The following is a 17232-nucleotide window of genomic DNA, read 5'->3' as shown; positions in this document are numbered from 1 at the left end:
TAAAGCTTGAAAAGGAGGATTATTTCCCTTTAATGTCCTCTCCGGTCAATTCTTGGAGAATGGGGAGTGGGAGCCGATTTCCCCCGCAATACCGGGAAGAGGATCCGCGAATGCGGGGCACCGAGTAGCGCCCATAAAGGGCCGTAACCCCCAAGACCCCGGGGAACCCTAAAGGGCGGGGAAGAGGTCGGAGGAAACGACAAGCCTCATCCATTAAATAGAGAGGGAGGAGGCCAGTTCTTAAGGATCGAGGAGAGTATCATAAACTTCCCTTTATCCTAATCCGTAGATTTCTCTTCGGCTGTTTTTTAATGGCTTCATCACTGGATTTATCGTTTAATGTTAGGTCAAGTATTTTAGATACTCTTTTCTCGATTGATGGATGATCATCCAGAATTAATGCCTTGATCCTGGCATATGTTTTTCTCTCCTTAAATGCAGTGGGGTATCCTACCTTTATTAGAGATGCCAATAATCCCTTAATAATGATTGGATTGGTTTTGCTCATTGCTGCTTCCTTGCCCAGATTGATAGCGTCCCTATCTGCTTTTAGTTCCCTCCATTTGTTGTACTGCTTTATCATTATTATGGATCCAATGAGGTAAACTAAGTAGGATAGCGATACATATATTGGTCGTAGGCCTAGGTAGATAGGTATAATTACTGCGAAGATTATGCCGAAGGCATTAGTAACTGACAGGATTATCATAAGCCATGCGGAGTCATTATTCATTATGTGACTTAATTCATGATGTAGCACAGCGCTTAATTCATGCCTATTCATGCAAGCAAACATCTTATTAGATATGAATATGCTTTTCTTAGGTAATCCCATGGAGAATGCATTGCAGTAACTAGAGATGGCTATATATATCTTGGTTTTACGTAGCTTTTTAATATCTTGAGGTAACCGTAATTGATACTCCTCGATATTAATCATTGGGTTCCTAAGAATGGGCTTTATCTTGGCATTTATGTATTCAAGCACATCTTGTATTGTTGGATAATCAATAGTTGAGAGGAGAGACATAGCTCGCTCAACATACTCCCTAGGCGTATTTGGATCTATTTCTATATCGATCTTAATCACCCGCCCATTGGTTATATCGTATTTACGGATCCTATCCGTAATTATCAGCATTGATATTAGCATTACCACTATAGATGATGCTATTGATGAGACCCATGAAATTATTATATTCCTGCTTATGCTGATTGTGAGCAAGAATACCACTATGGATACAACAATGGGCATGAATGAGAGCAGCCCAAAGCGTTCCTCTCCCCTTATTCTTGGATCTATTTTTTGTAATCCATTACTATCCTCCTTAAACAGTAACACTAAGTGCTTCTTGTTGCCCCTAGCCATGTATTCCCCAAAAGCATTTAATGATTCATCTATGTAATCCCCATTGCTTCGCTTATTATTCCCCAAGAGCTCTATTGACAGCAAATTTCCAATGCTGACTATTGCATTAATGAAGAACAATGTGACCTCATTATCATAAAGCAAATTATCAACTATATACTTCAAACTCTTGTTAAACTTTTTTTCCAATCGTTCCATTAATAAAACCCTATATTGATCAAGAAATCTGGCATAGGAGTCATCTCCATCACCGAGTCGAAACGCTCGTAATAGATCATTAAGCATTTTCAGCTTATTGCTCATACTTGATAAACCCATTGAGGCTTAAGGTTTAAATGGCTAGTGTTCATTCGTTTATTCAAGCGCTCATAATTGAATTACTATGATTATTAGGTTAAGGCTTGTGCAGCGATATTTTTAATAACATCTACTTATTTATGGTGATGTCAATCACATGGATGAGCAACCCAACGCTAACACTAAAGTCAAGAAAAAATTAAGGTTTACTAAGGTTAATGATGAGCTTAAACCCGGCGACTCGGATACCAAAAAATACCTAGATGAACGAGGATTATCGACGGACCCCATAGATTTAGCATATATTTTAGTGAATGATTCGGACACAATTATTTATGTAAATGATGAATATGTGGGATTAGACCAATTACTGCCTGAAAGTGATTTCTGGAGGTTCATAGTTTTCCTTGATCTAAAAAAGAGAGGTTATAGGGTACGCGTCTTGCGGGGTTCATCTATTGATTTAGCCGTGTGGGAGAAAAAGAAGGATGCCATTAATGAGAGACCGAGGTACATAATAAAGATAGTTAATGAGGGCCGGGGAGAAACCATTAGGAGCATAATAGATCTAATCAAGTACTCGGAGAATAATGGAATGCAATTAGTGCTAGCGCTGATAAGCTCTGATGGAATATTGACTTATTATAAAGCGTTTACTTTTAAACCCATGAATCCCAATCTATAATTATGGTAACGCTTAAAGAGCTTGAGGAGCTTGTGCAGAAAGCTCGAAGATATAGATTAAAGATAAGGATTAAGTTTAAGGGAATTAAATACGGCGTTATAATAGAAAGCGAGATAAAGGCCCTCGATGATGCTGAGAAAGTCGTCTCGTGGAGTAAGGCATTCCCATTGGCTCCTCATCAAGTGCTCACAAATTATCCCGTGGAATCCATTCAAGTGGAATGCAGTAATGAGATTATTTGGAGCGGGCGATCCATAAGTGATTTACTTAAATCCCTCGATCAATTACGATGCTAATAGTGCTCTCCGCCTTAAGATGATGGGTGGTAAAGAGGCAATGCGTTTCATCTTTTAACACCTGAGACCCCATCCGTAAGGGCCGGGGGTAGTTTATTATGTGAGTGCAAAAAATATTAATCAATAGTAGTGGGCGAGTCGTATGAAGGTGGCTGTAGTTGGAGCAGGAAGGATGGGTCAACTCCATTTAAGTGCATTGAATAAGATACGTGCAGAGGATAATCATGTTTCAGAAATAGGTGTCTTCGATATATTGAGCGATAAGGCAAGGGAAGCAGCCGATAAGTATAGTGCCGTGCATTTGCCCAGCCTTGATGATGTATTTTCCTTTAANCCCGATCTAACCATTATAGCCACGCCATCTGCGTCTCATTATGAGTTGGCATCTAAATTGATTGATTTATCTAGTTTATTGGTGGAGAAGCCTGTTATTACCAAAGTAGAGGATGGAGTAGCATTACTGAATAAGTCCAGGGAGACCGGTCACCTAGTGATCCCTGCCCATATAGAGAGGTTTAATCCGTTAATAGAGCACTTGGCTAAGATAGAGGATCTATACCACATAGATGCCAAGCGATTATCTCGGCTTAATAGGGATTTTTCCGTTTATATAAATGTGGTATTCGACTTGATTCTTCACGATATAGATGCGGTAATTTGGGCAACCAAGCCAACTACAATGACGTTGCGATCAATAAATATCGAGAAAGAAAAATTCATAGTCTCATCAATAGTTTCATTAAATATAGATAATTGTATTACCGCCGTGATTCATGCATCATGGGTGTCAAGCGTTAAGATGCGTCAATATAATATAATTAGAAATAGCGGTAATTCATGTACATTAGACCTACTTAATAATAGAACAGATTGTGAGGGTTACGAACCGAAAGCCATAGTTGATCAATTGTTAATGGAGGATAGGAATGCAATAGGCGCAGTAAGGGGAACGGAGAAACCACGAACCACCATAGAGGATGCAATAAGGGATCAAAGAGTCATAGATGCGGTGCTACGCGGCGGCGGCTTCATCGCGATCTAAAACTCGTTAAGTTTCATTATTTTCTTGACTTAACCACTCGCTTAATTTTTTCTTTACTATACTAATCATTTCCTCATCATTTGCCAAATACCTAATAAGGGCACTGGGTTCCCTACCGTATTCCAATGCTGCCTTCGCTTCCAGGTACTTCAATAAAGCATCATAGGAGACGCCCATGTGATCAGCAACGCTTTTTATGCCTGTGATTCTTATGTCGTTCAATAGATTCATGAAGCTTCCATACTCATCTCTTATTTTATCATCAATATAGTTGATTAGTGCTGCTATGTACTTGGTGTATATATATGGATCATCATTTAATTGATATGCAGAGCCATAGGCCAACAATGCGTATTGCGGCATGTTATTATTCATTAATTCATCGCCGGCAACCACATGTTTTTCAGGGGATCCCGACATTACAGCATCTATGAGCATCATCATGGATTTACAAATCTTAGTGATTTCCTCATCCTTAATTACAGCCATGCAACGCGTATATTGTTTTAATGCATCATCTAGATTCCCATGAATAAAGTAATGCTTGGCCAGTAAATCTAACGCATTGAACCTAGCTAGCTCCGCATGTTCATGCTCGTTAATTGCTTCATAAATATTAGCGGCATTAATATAATCTCTTGCGGCTCTCGTTATTAATTCCTCCTCCTCCCCATGNTTATTGTTTATATGTAGATTCTCCGCCTTAGGGATTAAGGAACCAGCATGTATTATGCTTAGCAATGCTCTTAGGTAATCCAAGTCATCGGCATTGGGCGCCAGCTCCATTGCGCGCTCCACTAAAGCAGCAGCTTCATCATATTTACCTGCATCGAGGAGGGCGAGCGCCATGCATTGAGCCACTTCCTTATTAGTCACTCTATAGGGTTTTACCAAGGCGAACGCCTTTATTAATGGCGGTTCAACTTCACATAATCTTTTCAAATCCTCTGGATTTATCTCATTATTAATTATATCGTTCAACAAGTTTTCAGGCAAGCTATTTACCACCTTAGCTACCTTATCTCTGGCATTAGGTAATTCATGAATTGCGCTTCTCAGTATTCCTGTAATGCATTGAAGATCTACGCCGCATTCGCTCATTTAGATCACTGAATCTAGAATACTTAATATTGGTTTCTATCGTGAGAAACCAATCTTGCGCAAGAAATCTCTGACCCCCTCTCCGCCATTTGGCGAGGGTTCCCTGGGGTTTGGGAGTTACCCCGCTTTCACCGGGGCTACTGAGGCTCACTTCATGCTGGGATTCAGATGTGTTTTGCTGCCCTTCACTAGGATTTGCCCATACCCGTCCTAAAGAGCGAGGCTTGTCATTCGTTTATCAATTAATTAGTAGAAAAATTTATTTTTCTTTGCTAATCTATAATCTTACTATGGCAAATAAATTGGTTGATCTTAATTATGCAATAGAGTTGATCAATGATGGAGATTGGATCACAATTGGCGGAATGTCCTTCCATAGGAACCCCATGGCTTTCGCAAAGGCTCTCGGAAGCAGCAATAGGCGTAATTTGCGATTACTTGATAGGGAACCAGGGCTTGCTTTTGACCTGCTAATACTTTCAGGGAAGGNGGATGAGGTCAGGATGGCTATGGCTTCATTTGAGAGATTTGGAATAGCGCCAGCTTTTAGAATTTTTGCGGAGACCGGCAAATTAAGAGTTAAGGAGGATGTGTGTGAAGCAATAATGGCTGGATTACGAGCAGGTGCATTTGGATTACCATTTATGGTTAGCTCCGTTGATTTGAGATCTAATATTGTGAAGATGCACTTAGATGATAACACGTGGGGATTAACTAGGGACCCATTTACAGGTAAAGATGTGCTAGTAGTTAAGGCAATAGAACCAGATGTAGCTATCATTCACGTACATAATGCCGACGCCGAGGGAGACGCAGAATTAGTTGGTCCTAAATACGAGGATCTCCTCAAGGTCTATGCATCAAAGAAGGTGATCATAACAGCCGAGCGGATAGTTGATGAGGATTATTTCAAGGAAGACCCAAGCAGGTTAACAATTCCTGGCATAAAGGTTAATGCTGTCATCGAATCACCTCGAGGAGCTTATCCGACCTCTATGTATGGTTTATATGAAGCTAATTATGATGCAATAAAATCCTATTATGAATCCGTGAGAAATGGCATTAATTATGGTAATGTGGTGAAGCTATTGTGAGAAACGAGAGACCCATAGATAACGTGATTAATTGCATGAGTCGCGCAATAGATAATGAGTCGTTGGTGTATGTGGGTCTCTCATCAGCATTGCCTCTTCTTGCCGTTGCATTAGCTAAGGCTAGGGGATTGAGGCTCAAGCTACTTAGCGTCTCTGAGATATATGATGCGGAGGACATAAGCATCACACCATCATCTGGAGATCCCTTTGCCTTTCATGGAGGCAAGGGAATACTTACTAGTTTGGAGGCTTTCGACTTGGCTAGAAAGGGGCTCCTAGATATAATGTTCTTCAGTGCGGCTCAAGTGGATGCGCAAGCTAACTTGAATATATCTGTGATAGGTAGTTGGGAAAAACCGAGGGTTAGACTACCTGGAGGAGCCGCAGCAGCTTACCTATATGTACATTCAAGAAAATTAATACTTTGGTTAAATGAACATAGTAAGAGAAGCCTTCCCGCCAAGGTTGACTTCATCACCGCACCTGGGCCCTCCATTGATGAGAAAAGAAGAATAGTTCTTTGCACGCCAAAAGCATACATGGAATATGATCAATCAATAAGTGAATGGGTACTAAAATCATTAATACGTGGAACTGATCTAAACGATGTATTATCAAACATGGGCTTTGCTCCACACATGGATTCATTGACCTACATGGATCCATTAAATGAGGAGGAGCTTAGCCTATTGAATAGAATTGACCCTAATAATGTAAGGTACAAGTGATATATTCCTTGCCTTAAAGGATGGAGGCCTCATTCTTTTATAAAGCAATAAATCAAGATACCTTATGCCACACATATCTGGAACTGATCTCTTCCCCACCATTTGGCGAGGATTCCCCTAGATCTAGGGGGTTACGCCCCATTCACGGGCGCTACTCATTCCCTTGGCATTGCGGGGTTGGCCCTTCACTCCTCATTCCCAAAGAATTGACTAGGGAAGCTAACTATCCCACCAACACCAGGACTTAGGCTTTACCCAACCTTGAAAGGCGAGGCTTGTCATTCATTTTATCACTGCTCCACGCAAAATATACAGGCGAATTAGGGGCACTCATTCATTTTTGATTGCCTAAAAACAAAGGCTTATTAAGAGAAAACCTGCAAAGCAAATAAGATGAAGGTAATAGTGAAGTTTTTGGCCACGTTTTATGATATGGCTAAGACCTTGAGAATGGAGCTTGAGCTGCCTAATGGGTACACCATACGCGACCTGTTGAAGATAATAGATGAGAAAGTAAATCCAAGCATATCCAAAACTCTGCTTGACGGAGATAAAGTACGGGATGGATATAATATATTAGTTAATGGCAGGGCAATAGAGTTCAGAAAAGGACTTTTAACCGAATTAAATGATGGGGATGAGGTAGTTCTGCTGCCTCCTATTGGAGGCGGATGATCATGCATTACGTTAGCTCCCTCATTAACGATGCGAATATCGAGAAACCACATAGGTTTCTGCCCTAATAAGAGGGCCCCTCGGTTAGGGTTTACGCCTCAACGAGCACTATCCTATTATTCACATGAAGGGATCCTTTGTCCCCTTAACCCCTTGTAAGATAAAGTCCTATGGTAGAGGCAAAAATTCAGTGAAGCACACTTTAAAGGAAGAAGGGTAATGCCTCCTCTAAACCCTTATCTTTATAAGTGGATAAATATCTATTATAATTATGAATAAAAACTTGATTTTGCTGAGCAATTTAGATAAGGTGAAATCAATGGATCTACAGCTTATAGAGTCAACTATTGGAAATATTTTAAATCTGCTATATGAGGATGACCATGGCTCTGAAAATAATGATTGTTGTACTGAATTAGTAATAGATATTCTGCATGAATTACTGGCATCACTCCACATAGCCATTAATTCACACCCAATAGGAAATTATAGGGAACGAATAATAAATGAAATCTCCTTGCTAAGCGATGTACCAAATACATGCATGCTTGACACTGCATCTGCATGCGCAAAGTTAAGCATAAGGAGAGAGACTGCCAGAAGCATATATGAGGGATTAATTCATGAACTGCGATTGATGGGCATAGGTAGCCGCACAATCTAGCCTGAAAAGGAAATAATTCTTCGACTTACCTATAGGGCGATGAATGTAGTCTTCAAGCAAGTAAGTAACTAGTATGGATTAATGTATTATGTGCTGGAGGTAAGCCTTATCTTTATGTTACTTGGTTCAACGCTCTTGAAGTTTGGTTCCCTCATCATGTTGGCTTGTTTAAATGCATTAATTAATGAATCTAGATCCCTATTCTTTATTATGTTCCATAGATTCATGATTGGTTCCCTATATAGGCAGGTCTTTAGTCCACCATTCGATGTGAGCCTCATTGTAGTGCATCCAGCGCAGAACGTTGGATTCTTATAATTCTTTATTAGCTCCACCTTTATGCCGTCCACCATAAATAACGGCCTATTATGGAGATCGGCCCTATTCCCTATGAATCTCCCCCTTTTCTCTAATAATGGTAATACATTGTTTATATCATAGTAATATTTTCCAAATATGTGAGACCCATCACCTACCGGCATTAATTCGATGAATTGCAGGTTGAATTCATTAGTGACCGCGAAATCTATTATGTCGTTTATTTCATCGGTGTTTATTCCGTTTAATAGAACCACATTTAATTTTATTTTATTGAAGTAATTCTTGGCCTCCATTAATCCATTTATAACATTCTCGAAGCCATTAACTCCAGTTATATACTTGTATCTATCTGGTCTTAAACTATGTAGAGAAACATTTAGCCGAGAGAGACCGGAATTCCTTAAGTCGCTGGCCAAGTCTTTCAGATTATACCCATTAGTAGTGAGGGAAATATCGTTTGGCCGTCTAGATGATATCTCCTTAACGATATCCAATATATCTCGTCTCAAGAGAGGCTCGCCGCCCGTTATCTTAAAGTCACTTATTCCAATCTTCATGGCCGCATCAACGACGAAACCTATATCGCCAGGAGAGAGCTCGGGAATCAATTTGGCCTGTCCTTCAAAGTGGCAAAATATACAGGAGAAATTGCAGACACTATTAACGACTATCCTAAGCTTAAGCAGCGGCCTACCATATCTATCTATTAATGTCATTCCAATAATGGCAGCGATACCACTTTAAATAAATTATTGCATTGGCCAATAAATTAAAGCCCAATCCCTCCAGAGGGGCATCAGATGAAGTACGTAACAACAAGTGAGCTACCCCACCCTTAAGGGGCTTCCCCCATGCATATAACAAATAATCAGGAAGGACTTGAGCCTTAGGATGGTTGTGTCTTTGATGCTGCGCGATTAGCTTTGTATTCCGCTACATAAGCCTTCATTTTATCTGTTAATCCACTAGTATGGCTTTCCCGCTCTATCTTCTTAACTGCGTGAACCACGAAGGATTCATCTTCTGGATCCTTGCATCTTATCCATACACGCCCATTTTGTCCAACGGTGACGTCGCAACCCAATTCCTCCCTGAACATGTTAGCCATTGATCCCTTCTTACCTATTACCCGCGGAACCTTTGTGGGATCAACCTCTATCACCACTCCATTTTCTATTCTTCCTAAACGTGCCTCCCTTAGGGTTAACGTAACCGGGTAATCCCTGGATAAATTAACATCTATTATTTTAGCCAGAATTACATCCCCTATTTTCAATATTGATTTTAGATCCACGGTAGTCACATCTAATTGCCTTAAGGTAGCTTCATGAATCGAGAGAAAAGCAGCATAAGGAGATTTTATGTCGACCTCCCAGCCGGTGACCGTTATATCAATTACATAACCTATTACCATATCGCCAACCCGGGGCCTATATGTTCCATTTAATGGAATTACTTGAATTTCCTTTTCGCCGGAATCCAATTCCTTCACGTTAATTACCGCCACGGCTGCGGCGAATACCTTATCCCCCTCAGTATAAATTGCGCCACTTATGGGTGAAGCCCCCTTCACTCCTATTTGATCCCCCGGCAAAACTATCTGTTTATCCGATACATTGATCTCCATTATTTAATCACCTTCATTAAATCCATAAATCATTAAAGCAAAGGCGCTCTTCTAGTTTTAAACATATCGTTATAATGATTTTGCTGACTTCTTCCTAGTTCTGAATGGGCAAGTGTTTTTCCGAGGTTAGGGGTTCCTTTGTGGAGACTACTCCACGATGATTCATCATGAGTAATGGGGTTTCTTGATGAAACTACAATGCTAGTTTTCTCAATAATGTGTGATTGAAACTGAGGAATTACCAGTAAGGTGGCTAGCTACATTCTTCTCTGGTTCTCTATGCTGTATGCCCTGGAGCACACAACCGTTATTGTCATCACCTAAACCTTCCCGGCATCCGGAATGACATATCTTAACAACAGGGTCATCCTCACCAATCGATAGAAATATCTTATTCCGGAACTTCCTCTAGGTGGTGTTTGTCCTTCACATTAATCCAGCTTACGCCGCAAGAACATGCGCTAGGTGTGGGTATGTTAAGAATGATCTAGCATTGGGTCATCACCTGTGAAACTCCGCTCATCAAGATGGGGTAATCTGCATAGTGATTTTAATATCGATTTTGCAGCTGATTCATCTTCAATGAATTGAGTTATTCTAATTAATGTTTTAAAGCCTAAAATGGGTATTTTTCTATGCCTGTCTTAAGGTATAGGGATAAGTATCCAAGGATAGGCAGGAATGTATTGATACCGAGTACTGCATATGTGATAGGTGATGTGGAGATAGGCAATGATGTTAGCTTATGGCCATTCGTGGTAGTTAGAGGAGATGAGGATAAGATAATTATAGGAGATAATACTAACATACAAGATCTTACAGTGGTGCATACAGATAAGGGGATAGTCACCCAAATAGGTAATGGGGTTACGATAGGTCATAGGGCCTTGATTCATGGCGCAAAGATCGGAAATAATGTATTAATAGGAATGGGAGCGATATTGCTGAACAACTCGGTTATAGGTGATTATTCAATAATAGGTGCCGGTGCCGTGGTAACGGAAGGGTCAGTAATACCGCCGTACAGCATTGCAGTAGGTGTTCCAGCTAAGGTCATAAAAACCGTTGATGAGGAGACCAAAGCTCGCATAATTAATAATTATAAAGCGTACCTGGAGCTAGCTAAGGAATACATGGGAGTCCTCTGATAAAACGAACAACAAGCCTCGCCCTTTAGGGCGGGGAGGAGGTCAGAATAAAGGTAAACTCCCCTCTTAAAGTGAATAATTCAATTATTATTACTACGTCAATAAAGAGACTTGGCATGTGTTTCTGCTATAATTCAATTAGGAGCAGATTTATTCAATGAGACAGGGTCGCGGCAGCAGAATAATCCTCTTGGTATTTAGAGTGTGTAATCCCGTTAGTGTGGGGAGTTAATTAAGAAGCTCCGAGAGTTTGATGCCAATGACCGGAGTCTTGTCTGTTTTATTAACTACGCCAGGCTCCACTATCTCTACAAGGCCTTGCTTGCCCATTGCATCCAATATTCGCGATAAAGCATCACGTGGAATGCCGGTAATGTGATGAACATCATCAATTAGCCGTATTCTACCCACGCTCCAATATTTATTAAGATATTGAATTATAGCCATTACCCCCCGCTCAACATCGGACTCGTTGAAGCCAGGAAGAGTGATATTGAGTCTCTGTTGTTTTTGTTCTTGTTTTTGTTCTTCTTTCTGTTGTTTTTGTTCTTGTTTTTGTTCTTCTTTCTGTTGTTTTTGTTCTTGTTTTTGTTCTTCTTTCTGTTGTTTTTGTTCTTGTTTTTGTTNTTCTTTCTGTTGTTTTTGTTCTTGTTTTTGTTCTTCTTTCTGTTGTTTTTGTTCTTGTTTTTGTTCTTCTTTCTGTTGTTTTTGTTCTTGTTTTTGTTCTTCTTTCTGTTGTTTTTGTTCTTGTTTTTGTTCTTCTTTCTGTTGTTTTTGTTCTTGTTTTTGTTCTTCTTTCTGTTGTTTTTGTTCTTGTTTTTGTTCTTCTTTCTGTTGTTTTTGTTCTTGTTTTTGTTCTTCTTTCTGTTGTTNTTGTGAATAGTACGTCCATTATGTTAGCGGTACTTTTGGTATGTTGTCGCCGTTGTCTTGTGATTTGTTTCTTTTCCATTTCTTGAGGTAGTGAAATTCTGATTTCTTCATTTCCTATTGATATTCTAGTGATTTCTATGGGATTGCGGGCTATTATGTCTCTTTCCTCTTGTGTTATTTGGTTAATTGCAATAAAGAGAGCTAGTCGTCCTATTCCTTTAGATTCGGCTTGCTCCAGTAATTCATTGAGAGTGACTCGTTGTCTCCTCGTGAGCAGTGAGATGATCCAACTCTTGATTTCATCAATAGTCATTTATTACCTTGATAATATATTTTGAACCATATTTATATGCTTTCCTTGCTTTGCGTATCTACTAGCCGTCATATTGGACGAAAATACTTAAATAATTGTGATCACTATGATGCAGAGGATGCGGTGATTCATCTATTGTTGCTACTTGAATTAGGTAGTGGAGTAGGAGTTCCTCACCATAGTTATATGTATTCTGCTCGTTTAAGGAATGAATTTGAGGTGGTTAATTAATGAATGGATCAGCTAATAATGGACCGATGTATATTCGTTATGTGATTTCTCGTCCCCGTAGGTTAAGGATATTAAAGGCCATTTATGCATCATCAAAATCATTGGTGGAATTAGAAAAAGAATTGAACATCCCACTATCCATATTATTATATGATATAGAAACCATGAGGCTTCAGGGACTTGTGACTAGGATAGGATCAAATGTGCTCTTAACCGATAGGGGTAGAAATGTGGTTGATGCTTTACGTGGAATGAATATAGATGAGGAGAAGCCCCTTGGTTCACTGCATAAATTAATTAATTACCTATCATTAAGGCCGATAGGTGTTTATCTTCATCAAGTAGAGTCCAGAATATTGCTCATCTATTCATTGCTGATATTGGCGTTGAGCAGCATCATAATGTATATGAGTGGTATTAAACTGCTGTTTTTATTGCCGACGACTGACGTATTTATTCCTCAATATGTAACTATTATATCAATAATTTTATTCATAATCATTAATGTTATGATACTGAGAATATTGATGCCTTTGCATGATATGATATATTGGGTAACGTATTCCCTGGCCTCGCTCATACCGCTCTTCACTGCCTCAACAATATACTCACTTGCATATATTCTTGGATTAATGTATAATCCATTAATAGCGGCAATAGTATATACGGTGAGTTATTTATCAACTGTGGTATCCATCTCGCTGCTCTCAACATTGGTATCCCTGGAAACTAGCTTATCCACGGAGATAGTATTCACAATCTATGTATTCGTAATGTTTGTTCCAAACGTGTTACTATATCTGATTTTATCATCATCACTGTGAGCTACCCCGCCCTTAAGGGCGGGGCTTCCCGCTTCCTTGCCCCGCCTTGCCCATCGTTATGGGTAGTGGGCGGAGCTCCACGGGCGCTGCGGGCGGCTCCCACCCCGCACGCCTCAAGTGATTAAGAGAGGAATTATAATCCCTATCAGCCCTCCAACCACACCTGGGCACTCAAACACCCCATCACTAAGTTAAGTCCTTTACGTAGCCACACTTGGCGCACGTTTTCGAGGAGTCCCTCGGATCCACTAAAACCACCTTCTTCCCATACTTCTCCATCTGGTACTTCACGATGCTCCTAAGCTCATGAATGGCGACGTCATGAAGCCTTTGCCTCATCTTCCTCCCAGACTTACCAATAAGCTGCTTAACGGAGATATCCTCCATAACCACAGCATCGTAGTGCTCCGCAAAATACCTCCCCAACTTCATGTATAGATCCCTTCTAAGGCTCTCCATGTGCTCATAAGCCCTAGCAAGCTCCATCTTAGCCTTGAACCAATTCTTAGATAGAAACTTCTTCCTAGATAGGGCCTTATGAAGCCTCCTCACCTTGTTTAGGGCCTTCTCGTAGGGCCTCAGGTTTGGGAGGTACTCCCCATCCGAAGTCACGAGAAGCTTCTCCACCCCAACATCGATCCCCACCGCCTCCCCAGTATTTGGCAGCTTCGGAAATTCATAATCCTCAACAATGAATGAGATGAAAACCCTTTCACTCCTCGTCAATTTCACCACAACCCTCTCCACCTTCTCTAGTGGAAAGTCCCTATGAATGATTAGTTTGAAGACGCCTAGACTTGATAACATCAACACTAGTTTTTTCTCCTTCCTGCCCTTCCCCTCCCTAGCTAATATCCTCCAACCGCTCTGCGGATAAACAAGGCTGTAGTACTTATGGGGTTTCTTTTCCCTCGGGAATCTTGCAAGCCAATTGAAAAAGCGTTGCCTAGCCTCATAATATCTATCCGCGACTTGTTGAACTACTTGCGAATATAGCTGTTGGTATTCCTCATCTTGTTTTCTGAGGTCGAGGGCTAGTTGCCTCAACTCCGTGAGGGTTAATCCCTTCTCATCCTCATGGTAGAAGTGCGTGTCTGCCCATCGTAGGGTATTGTAGACCTCACAAGCCGCCTCCAAGGGCTTTTAACGCCCCCAGTGTCTGTCCGTTGGTGTATGCTCTAAACCTAAACCCCACGATGGGCATCAGAAAAACAAAAACATCAAATATTTAAAGTTATTTTCCTCATCCCTGCCATAAATGGCGAGGTTTTCCCCCATGTGTATAATGCTTAGCATTTATATTCATTACACCACATCGTAAATGTGGATAATGTTTACAGGCCAGCCGAAGACTCGGATCAAACGCTTAGAGCAGCGGTATCCCTTCTAAGAAATATTTGTAATAATAAGGGGGAAGTCACCATAATTGAAATTGGAAGCGGCAGTGGCTACGTAATCGGTGGCTTAGCACGAGAATTGCACTTAATGAATTGCAAATATAGGAAATTAATTGGAATAGATATCAATCCTTATGCATGTAAACTAACTATGCGGGCAATGGATGGTATAGACGTGATACAAGCCAGTCTCCTTAGTTCACTGAGGTGGAGCCTGAACCCAGATTTAATAATTTTTAACTTGCCCTACTTATTGGGTGGCAATAGATCGAACTCGATAGATTGGTTAGATGCGGCAATATATCTAGATTACTTAAGTTCCAATTTAATTGATGAGCTTCTCAATCAAATCACTAAAATGAACTTCAGCTTCATAATATTAACTTACTCATCTGAATCCATGTCTATTATTGAGGACTCCCTAGCTAATTACGGACTAAGAGTTAATGAGAGATTAATTAATCATTTTTTCTTTGAAGACATAATAACCAGCATAATAACAAAAAAGTAACAAAATAGCGACCACCATAAGGAGTCGCCCTTCAGGACGGGAAGAGGATCAGTTATGCTACAACTTTTTCCTCAGTTATCTATTTTTATTAACTGAATAATGTTGGGTTCAAGATAGATTATTTTAAGATATTACTTGTTACATTGATTGTTCTATTATTAAGCTTATTATTGCTTCCCCTATATCCGATATATATTCTCCAATTCTAGAAAGGCTGTTTATTATAGTTCTTATGCTGGCCGACAGGGCGGGATCGATCTCTATCTTGGATATCTCGCTCATTATGTTTGGAATGGAAGATTTAGATTCCGACTTAGCTAAATCAATTATTCTATTGATTTCCTCAAGCGTTATGGACTCTGAGAATGCTTTTGAAATGGAATTAAGTAGTTTATTATCTAGACTTGTCATGTCTCCAAGTTTGTTTCTAAGGTCCTTTGGAATGCCTATTAGGTATGATGAGCCCATGTTCAGTAGCTCATATGATATTTCCACCACATGATCTGCGGCTCGCTCAAGCGATTTATTTATAGTGGCGTACTCTAATAGGTTTCGTGGATCCTTTAAACCGGAGAGACTCATTGAGTGTTTGCTAACTACCATTCGCTTGAGTAACCTATTAAGAAGCCAATAGAACTTATCGACCTCATTATCTCGCTCTATTATATCATTAAGGATCGCTTTATCCGCTGTATCAAGTGCTGTTCTGACATCCTCCAACATACCTGCCAACGCCCTCACTATTTTAAGAACAATATCATTTATCTTGACGTCCGGGATATCAATTAAATTCTGCATGACTAAGCTATTTCTGCCCTCCTCGGTTACCTCTACTCCAGTTAATTTTCTTCTAACTAGGTCTTTTATCTCCTTCTTCAGTGGCGCTGTTGATACGTCGAAATTTAGCTTAAAAACATCATATCCCGCCAAGTAATATGAAAGCAATATTCGTTCTAGATGTTCCTTGTTGGCTAAATCATCCTGCACGTTTAGGGTTGCCTCGAATGCCATCATTTTATCGATTTTCTTAGGTACGACCAGTAGGGATAAGTCGGGTTGAGGCATTACAAGGACTTCATCTCCCGGCTTTAGATCTGTGGCCCTAGTCCACTCCTTTGGAAGGGAAACTATTAAGGTTGCGCCCCCTGTTAATTGAACTCTTCTGGTTTCTGGTTCATACTTCACTATAGATCACTGTTCCTATATCTAGCACCCTATAAATACTTTATTCTGCAACAGGAAGCCAATAAGAGCTAGCGTAATATTGAGAACTATGCTAACTTCACTATGGCATACTTCCCAACAAATAACTAAAATATTTAATATAGATTACGGTATTTAATTTCACTCAACTACTAGTTCTGTCTCAGATGCATTTTCTCCTAATTTAGGCACAATTATTTGTAATATTCCATCTTTTAAATAAGCCTTGGCTTCATCTATCTTAAGTTTAAAGGAGAACTCTATTCGTCTCTGCAACCTATAATTACCTATTCTCTCTAAATGAATGAATTTAGCTTGCGGAAGGGGCATTGAATCAGCCCTTATCTCTATATAATTAGAGCCCACCACTATCTTTATCCTTTCCTTAGCTACGCCGGGCACATCGAATAATATAATTACCCTATTTGGTTCCTCTATTACATCTGCAGCTGGTTCCCTAACTATATCGGTGGAGCCCGTGGCTATTGCTACCTTCTCTAATAGTTCCCTTATCGCATTTTCGGCCTTAGAGGCATTATCTATCACTACGGTGTTTCGTTCAAGTGGTGTCTGTATCTGCTCTTGCATATGGATGTTTAATTCACCTGGCTTATCAAGTAAACGGATAAGATTATGCGTACCGAGGGTGATTAGGCTACTTTATATTGGGGGTGTGTAAGAAGTAAATATAATAATTATTATAACACAAGCCATATTTACTTATTTGCAATTTATACAATCGTAAATATAGTACTCCTAATCATTATTACTGTTACACCATAATGCTTAAATTGGTGAGTTCCCCTTTGCTCTATGCGAGGCTTATCTAGGTT

The 17232-nt window shown here is 40.0% G+C and carries 18 protein-coding genes and 1 pseudogene; 11 read left to right on the top strand and 8 right to left on the bottom strand.

Features of this window, described 5'->3' with window-relative positions:
- Positions 1 to 259: 259 nt before the first annotated feature.
- A complete protein-coding gene (locus AT710_01710) occupies positions 260 to 1672 on the bottom strand; it encodes a hypothetical protein (protein KUO92932.1) in 1413 nt (470 codons plus the stop codon).
- Positions 1673 to 1823: 151 nt separating this feature from the next.
- On the opposite strand from AT710_01710, the gene AT710_01705 reads away from it, so the two are divergent.
- The 3 genes from AT710_01705 to AT710_01695 all read left to right on the top strand — a co-directional run bounded on the left by AT710_01705 (position 1824) and on the right by AT710_01695 (position 3689).
- On the top strand, positions 1824 to 2351 hold the full coding sequence (locus AT710_01705) for a hypothetical protein (GenBank protein KUO92931.1): 528 nt from the start codon (positions 1824 to 1826) through the stop codon (positions 2349 to 2351).
- 2 nt (positions 2352 to 2353) lie between these two features.
- Positions 2354 to 2647, top strand: a complete 294-nt coding sequence (locus AT710_01700) for a hypothetical protein (GenBank protein ID KUO92930.1) — start codon at positions 2354 to 2356, stop codon at positions 2645 to 2647.
- 142 nt (positions 2648 to 2789) lie between these two features.
- Positions 2790 to 3689, top strand: coding sequence for a hypothetical protein (locus AT710_01695; protein ID KUO92929.1), 900 nt, complete (start codon positions 2790 to 2792; stop codon positions 3687 to 3689).
- A 6-nt stretch (positions 3690 to 3695) separates the two neighbouring features.
- Here the strand turns inward: AT710_01695 and AT710_01690 are convergent, their stop codons facing one another.
- Positions 3696 to 4790, bottom strand: coding sequence for a hypothetical protein (locus AT710_01690; protein KUO92928.1), 1095 nt, complete (start codon positions 4788 to 4790; stop codon positions 3696 to 3698).
- A 290-nt stretch (positions 4791 to 5080) separates the two neighbouring features.
- Between AT710_01690 and AT710_01685 the strand changes: the two genes are divergently transcribed.
- From AT710_01685 to AT710_01670, 4 genes are all read left to right on the top strand, one after another.
- Positions 5081 to 5884 carry a CoA-transferase gene (locus AT710_01685; protein KUO92927.1) on the top strand — a complete coding sequence of 268 codons (804 nt, stop codon included), beginning with the start codon at positions 5081 to 5083 and terminating at the stop codon, positions 5882 to 5884.
- 14 nt (positions 5885 to 5898) lie between these two features.
- Positions 5899 to 6612 carry a CoA-transferase gene (locus AT710_01680; protein KUO92954.1) on the top strand — a complete coding sequence of 238 codons (714 nt, stop codon included), beginning with the start codon at positions 5899 to 5901 and terminating at the stop codon, positions 6610 to 6612.
- Positions 6613 to 7005: 393 nt separating this feature from the next.
- Positions 7006 to 7287 (top strand): molybdopterin synthase sulfur carrier subunit, encoded by a 282-nt coding sequence (locus AT710_01675; GenBank protein KUO92926.1) that lies wholly within the window; start codon positions 7006 to 7008, stop codon positions 7285 to 7287.
- Between the two features lie 271 nt (positions 7288 to 7558).
- Positions 7559 to 7951 carry a hypothetical protein gene (locus AT710_01670; GenBank protein ID KUO92925.1) on the top strand — a complete coding sequence of 131 codons (393 nt, stop codon included), beginning with the start codon at positions 7559 to 7561 and terminating at the stop codon, positions 7949 to 7951.
- 86 nt (positions 7952 to 8037) lie between these two features.
- Here the strand turns inward: AT710_01670 and AT710_01665 are convergent, their stop codons facing one another.
- Together AT710_01665 and AT710_01660 are read right to left on the bottom strand one after the other, a co-directional pair.
- On the bottom strand, positions 8038 to 8988 hold the full coding sequence (locus AT710_01665) for a molybdenum cofactor biosynthesis protein MoaA (GenBank protein KUO92924.1): 951 nt from the start codon (positions 8986 to 8988) through the stop codon (positions 8038 to 8040).
- 170 nt (positions 8989 to 9158) lie between these two features.
- On the bottom strand, positions 9159 to 9899 hold the full coding sequence (locus AT710_01660) for an RNA-binding protein (protein ID KUO92923.1): 741 nt from the start codon (positions 9897 to 9899) through the stop codon (positions 9159 to 9161).
- Between the two features lie 635 nt (positions 9900 to 10534).
- Between AT710_01660 and AT710_01655 the strand changes: the two genes are divergently transcribed.
- Positions 10535 to 11047 carry a gamma carbonic anhydrase family protein gene (locus AT710_01655; GenBank protein KUO92922.1) on the top strand — a complete coding sequence of 171 codons (513 nt, stop codon included), beginning with the start codon at positions 10535 to 10537 and terminating at the stop codon, positions 11045 to 11047.
- 228 nt (positions 11048 to 11275) lie between these two features.
- Here AT710_01655 and AT710_01650 read toward each other — a convergent pair whose 3' ends face one another.
- A complete protein-coding gene (locus AT710_01650) occupies positions 11276 to 11494 on the bottom strand; it encodes a hypothetical protein (protein ID KUO92921.1) in 219 nt (72 codons plus the stop codon).
- A 45-nt stretch (positions 11495 to 11539) separates the two neighbouring features.
- Here AT710_01650 and AT710_01645 point away from each other — a divergent pair, with 45 nt between their 5' ends.
- Positions 11540 to 11926, top strand: a complete 387-nt coding sequence (locus AT710_01645; protein KUO92953.1) for a hypothetical protein — start codon at positions 11540 to 11542, stop codon at positions 11924 to 11926.
- A 537-nt stretch (positions 11927 to 12463) separates the two neighbouring features.
- A complete protein-coding gene (locus AT710_01640) occupies positions 12464 to 13288 on the top strand; it encodes a hypothetical protein (protein KUO92920.1) in 825 nt (274 codons plus the stop codon).
- Positions 13289 to 13300: 12 nt separating this feature from the next.
- Here AT710_01640 and AT710_01635 read toward each other — a convergent pair.
- Positions 13301 to 14425 (bottom strand): annotated as a pseudogene (locus tag AT710_01635) (transposase).
- Positions 14426 to 14611: 186 nt separating this feature from the next.
- On the opposite strand from AT710_01635, the gene AT710_01630 reads away from it, so the two are divergent.
- Positions 14612 to 15196, top strand: a complete 585-nt coding sequence (locus tag AT710_01630) for a hypothetical protein (GenBank protein ID KUO92919.1) — start codon at positions 14612 to 14614, stop codon at positions 15194 to 15196.
- 138 nt (positions 15197 to 15334) lie between these two features.
- Here the strand turns inward: AT710_01630 and AT710_01625 are convergent, their stop codons facing one another.
- On the bottom strand, positions 15335 to 16384 hold the full coding sequence (locus AT710_01625) for a PhoU family transcriptional regulator (GenBank protein ID KUO92918.1): 1050 nt from the start codon (positions 16382 to 16384) through the stop codon (positions 15335 to 15337).
- Between the two features lie 156 nt (positions 16385 to 16540).
- Positions 16541 to 16987, bottom strand: a complete 447-nt coding sequence (locus tag AT710_01620) for a hypothetical protein (GenBank protein KUO92917.1) — start codon at positions 16985 to 16987, stop codon at positions 16541 to 16543.
- Positions 16988 to 17232: the final 245 nt, after the last annotated feature.

This window comes from Thermocladium sp. ECH_B (genome assembly GCA_001516585.1).
GTDB lineage: Archaea > Thermoproteota > Thermoprotei > Thermoproteales > Thermocladiaceae > Thermocladium.
This window is presented reverse-complemented; position numbering and strand designations above follow the sequence as displayed.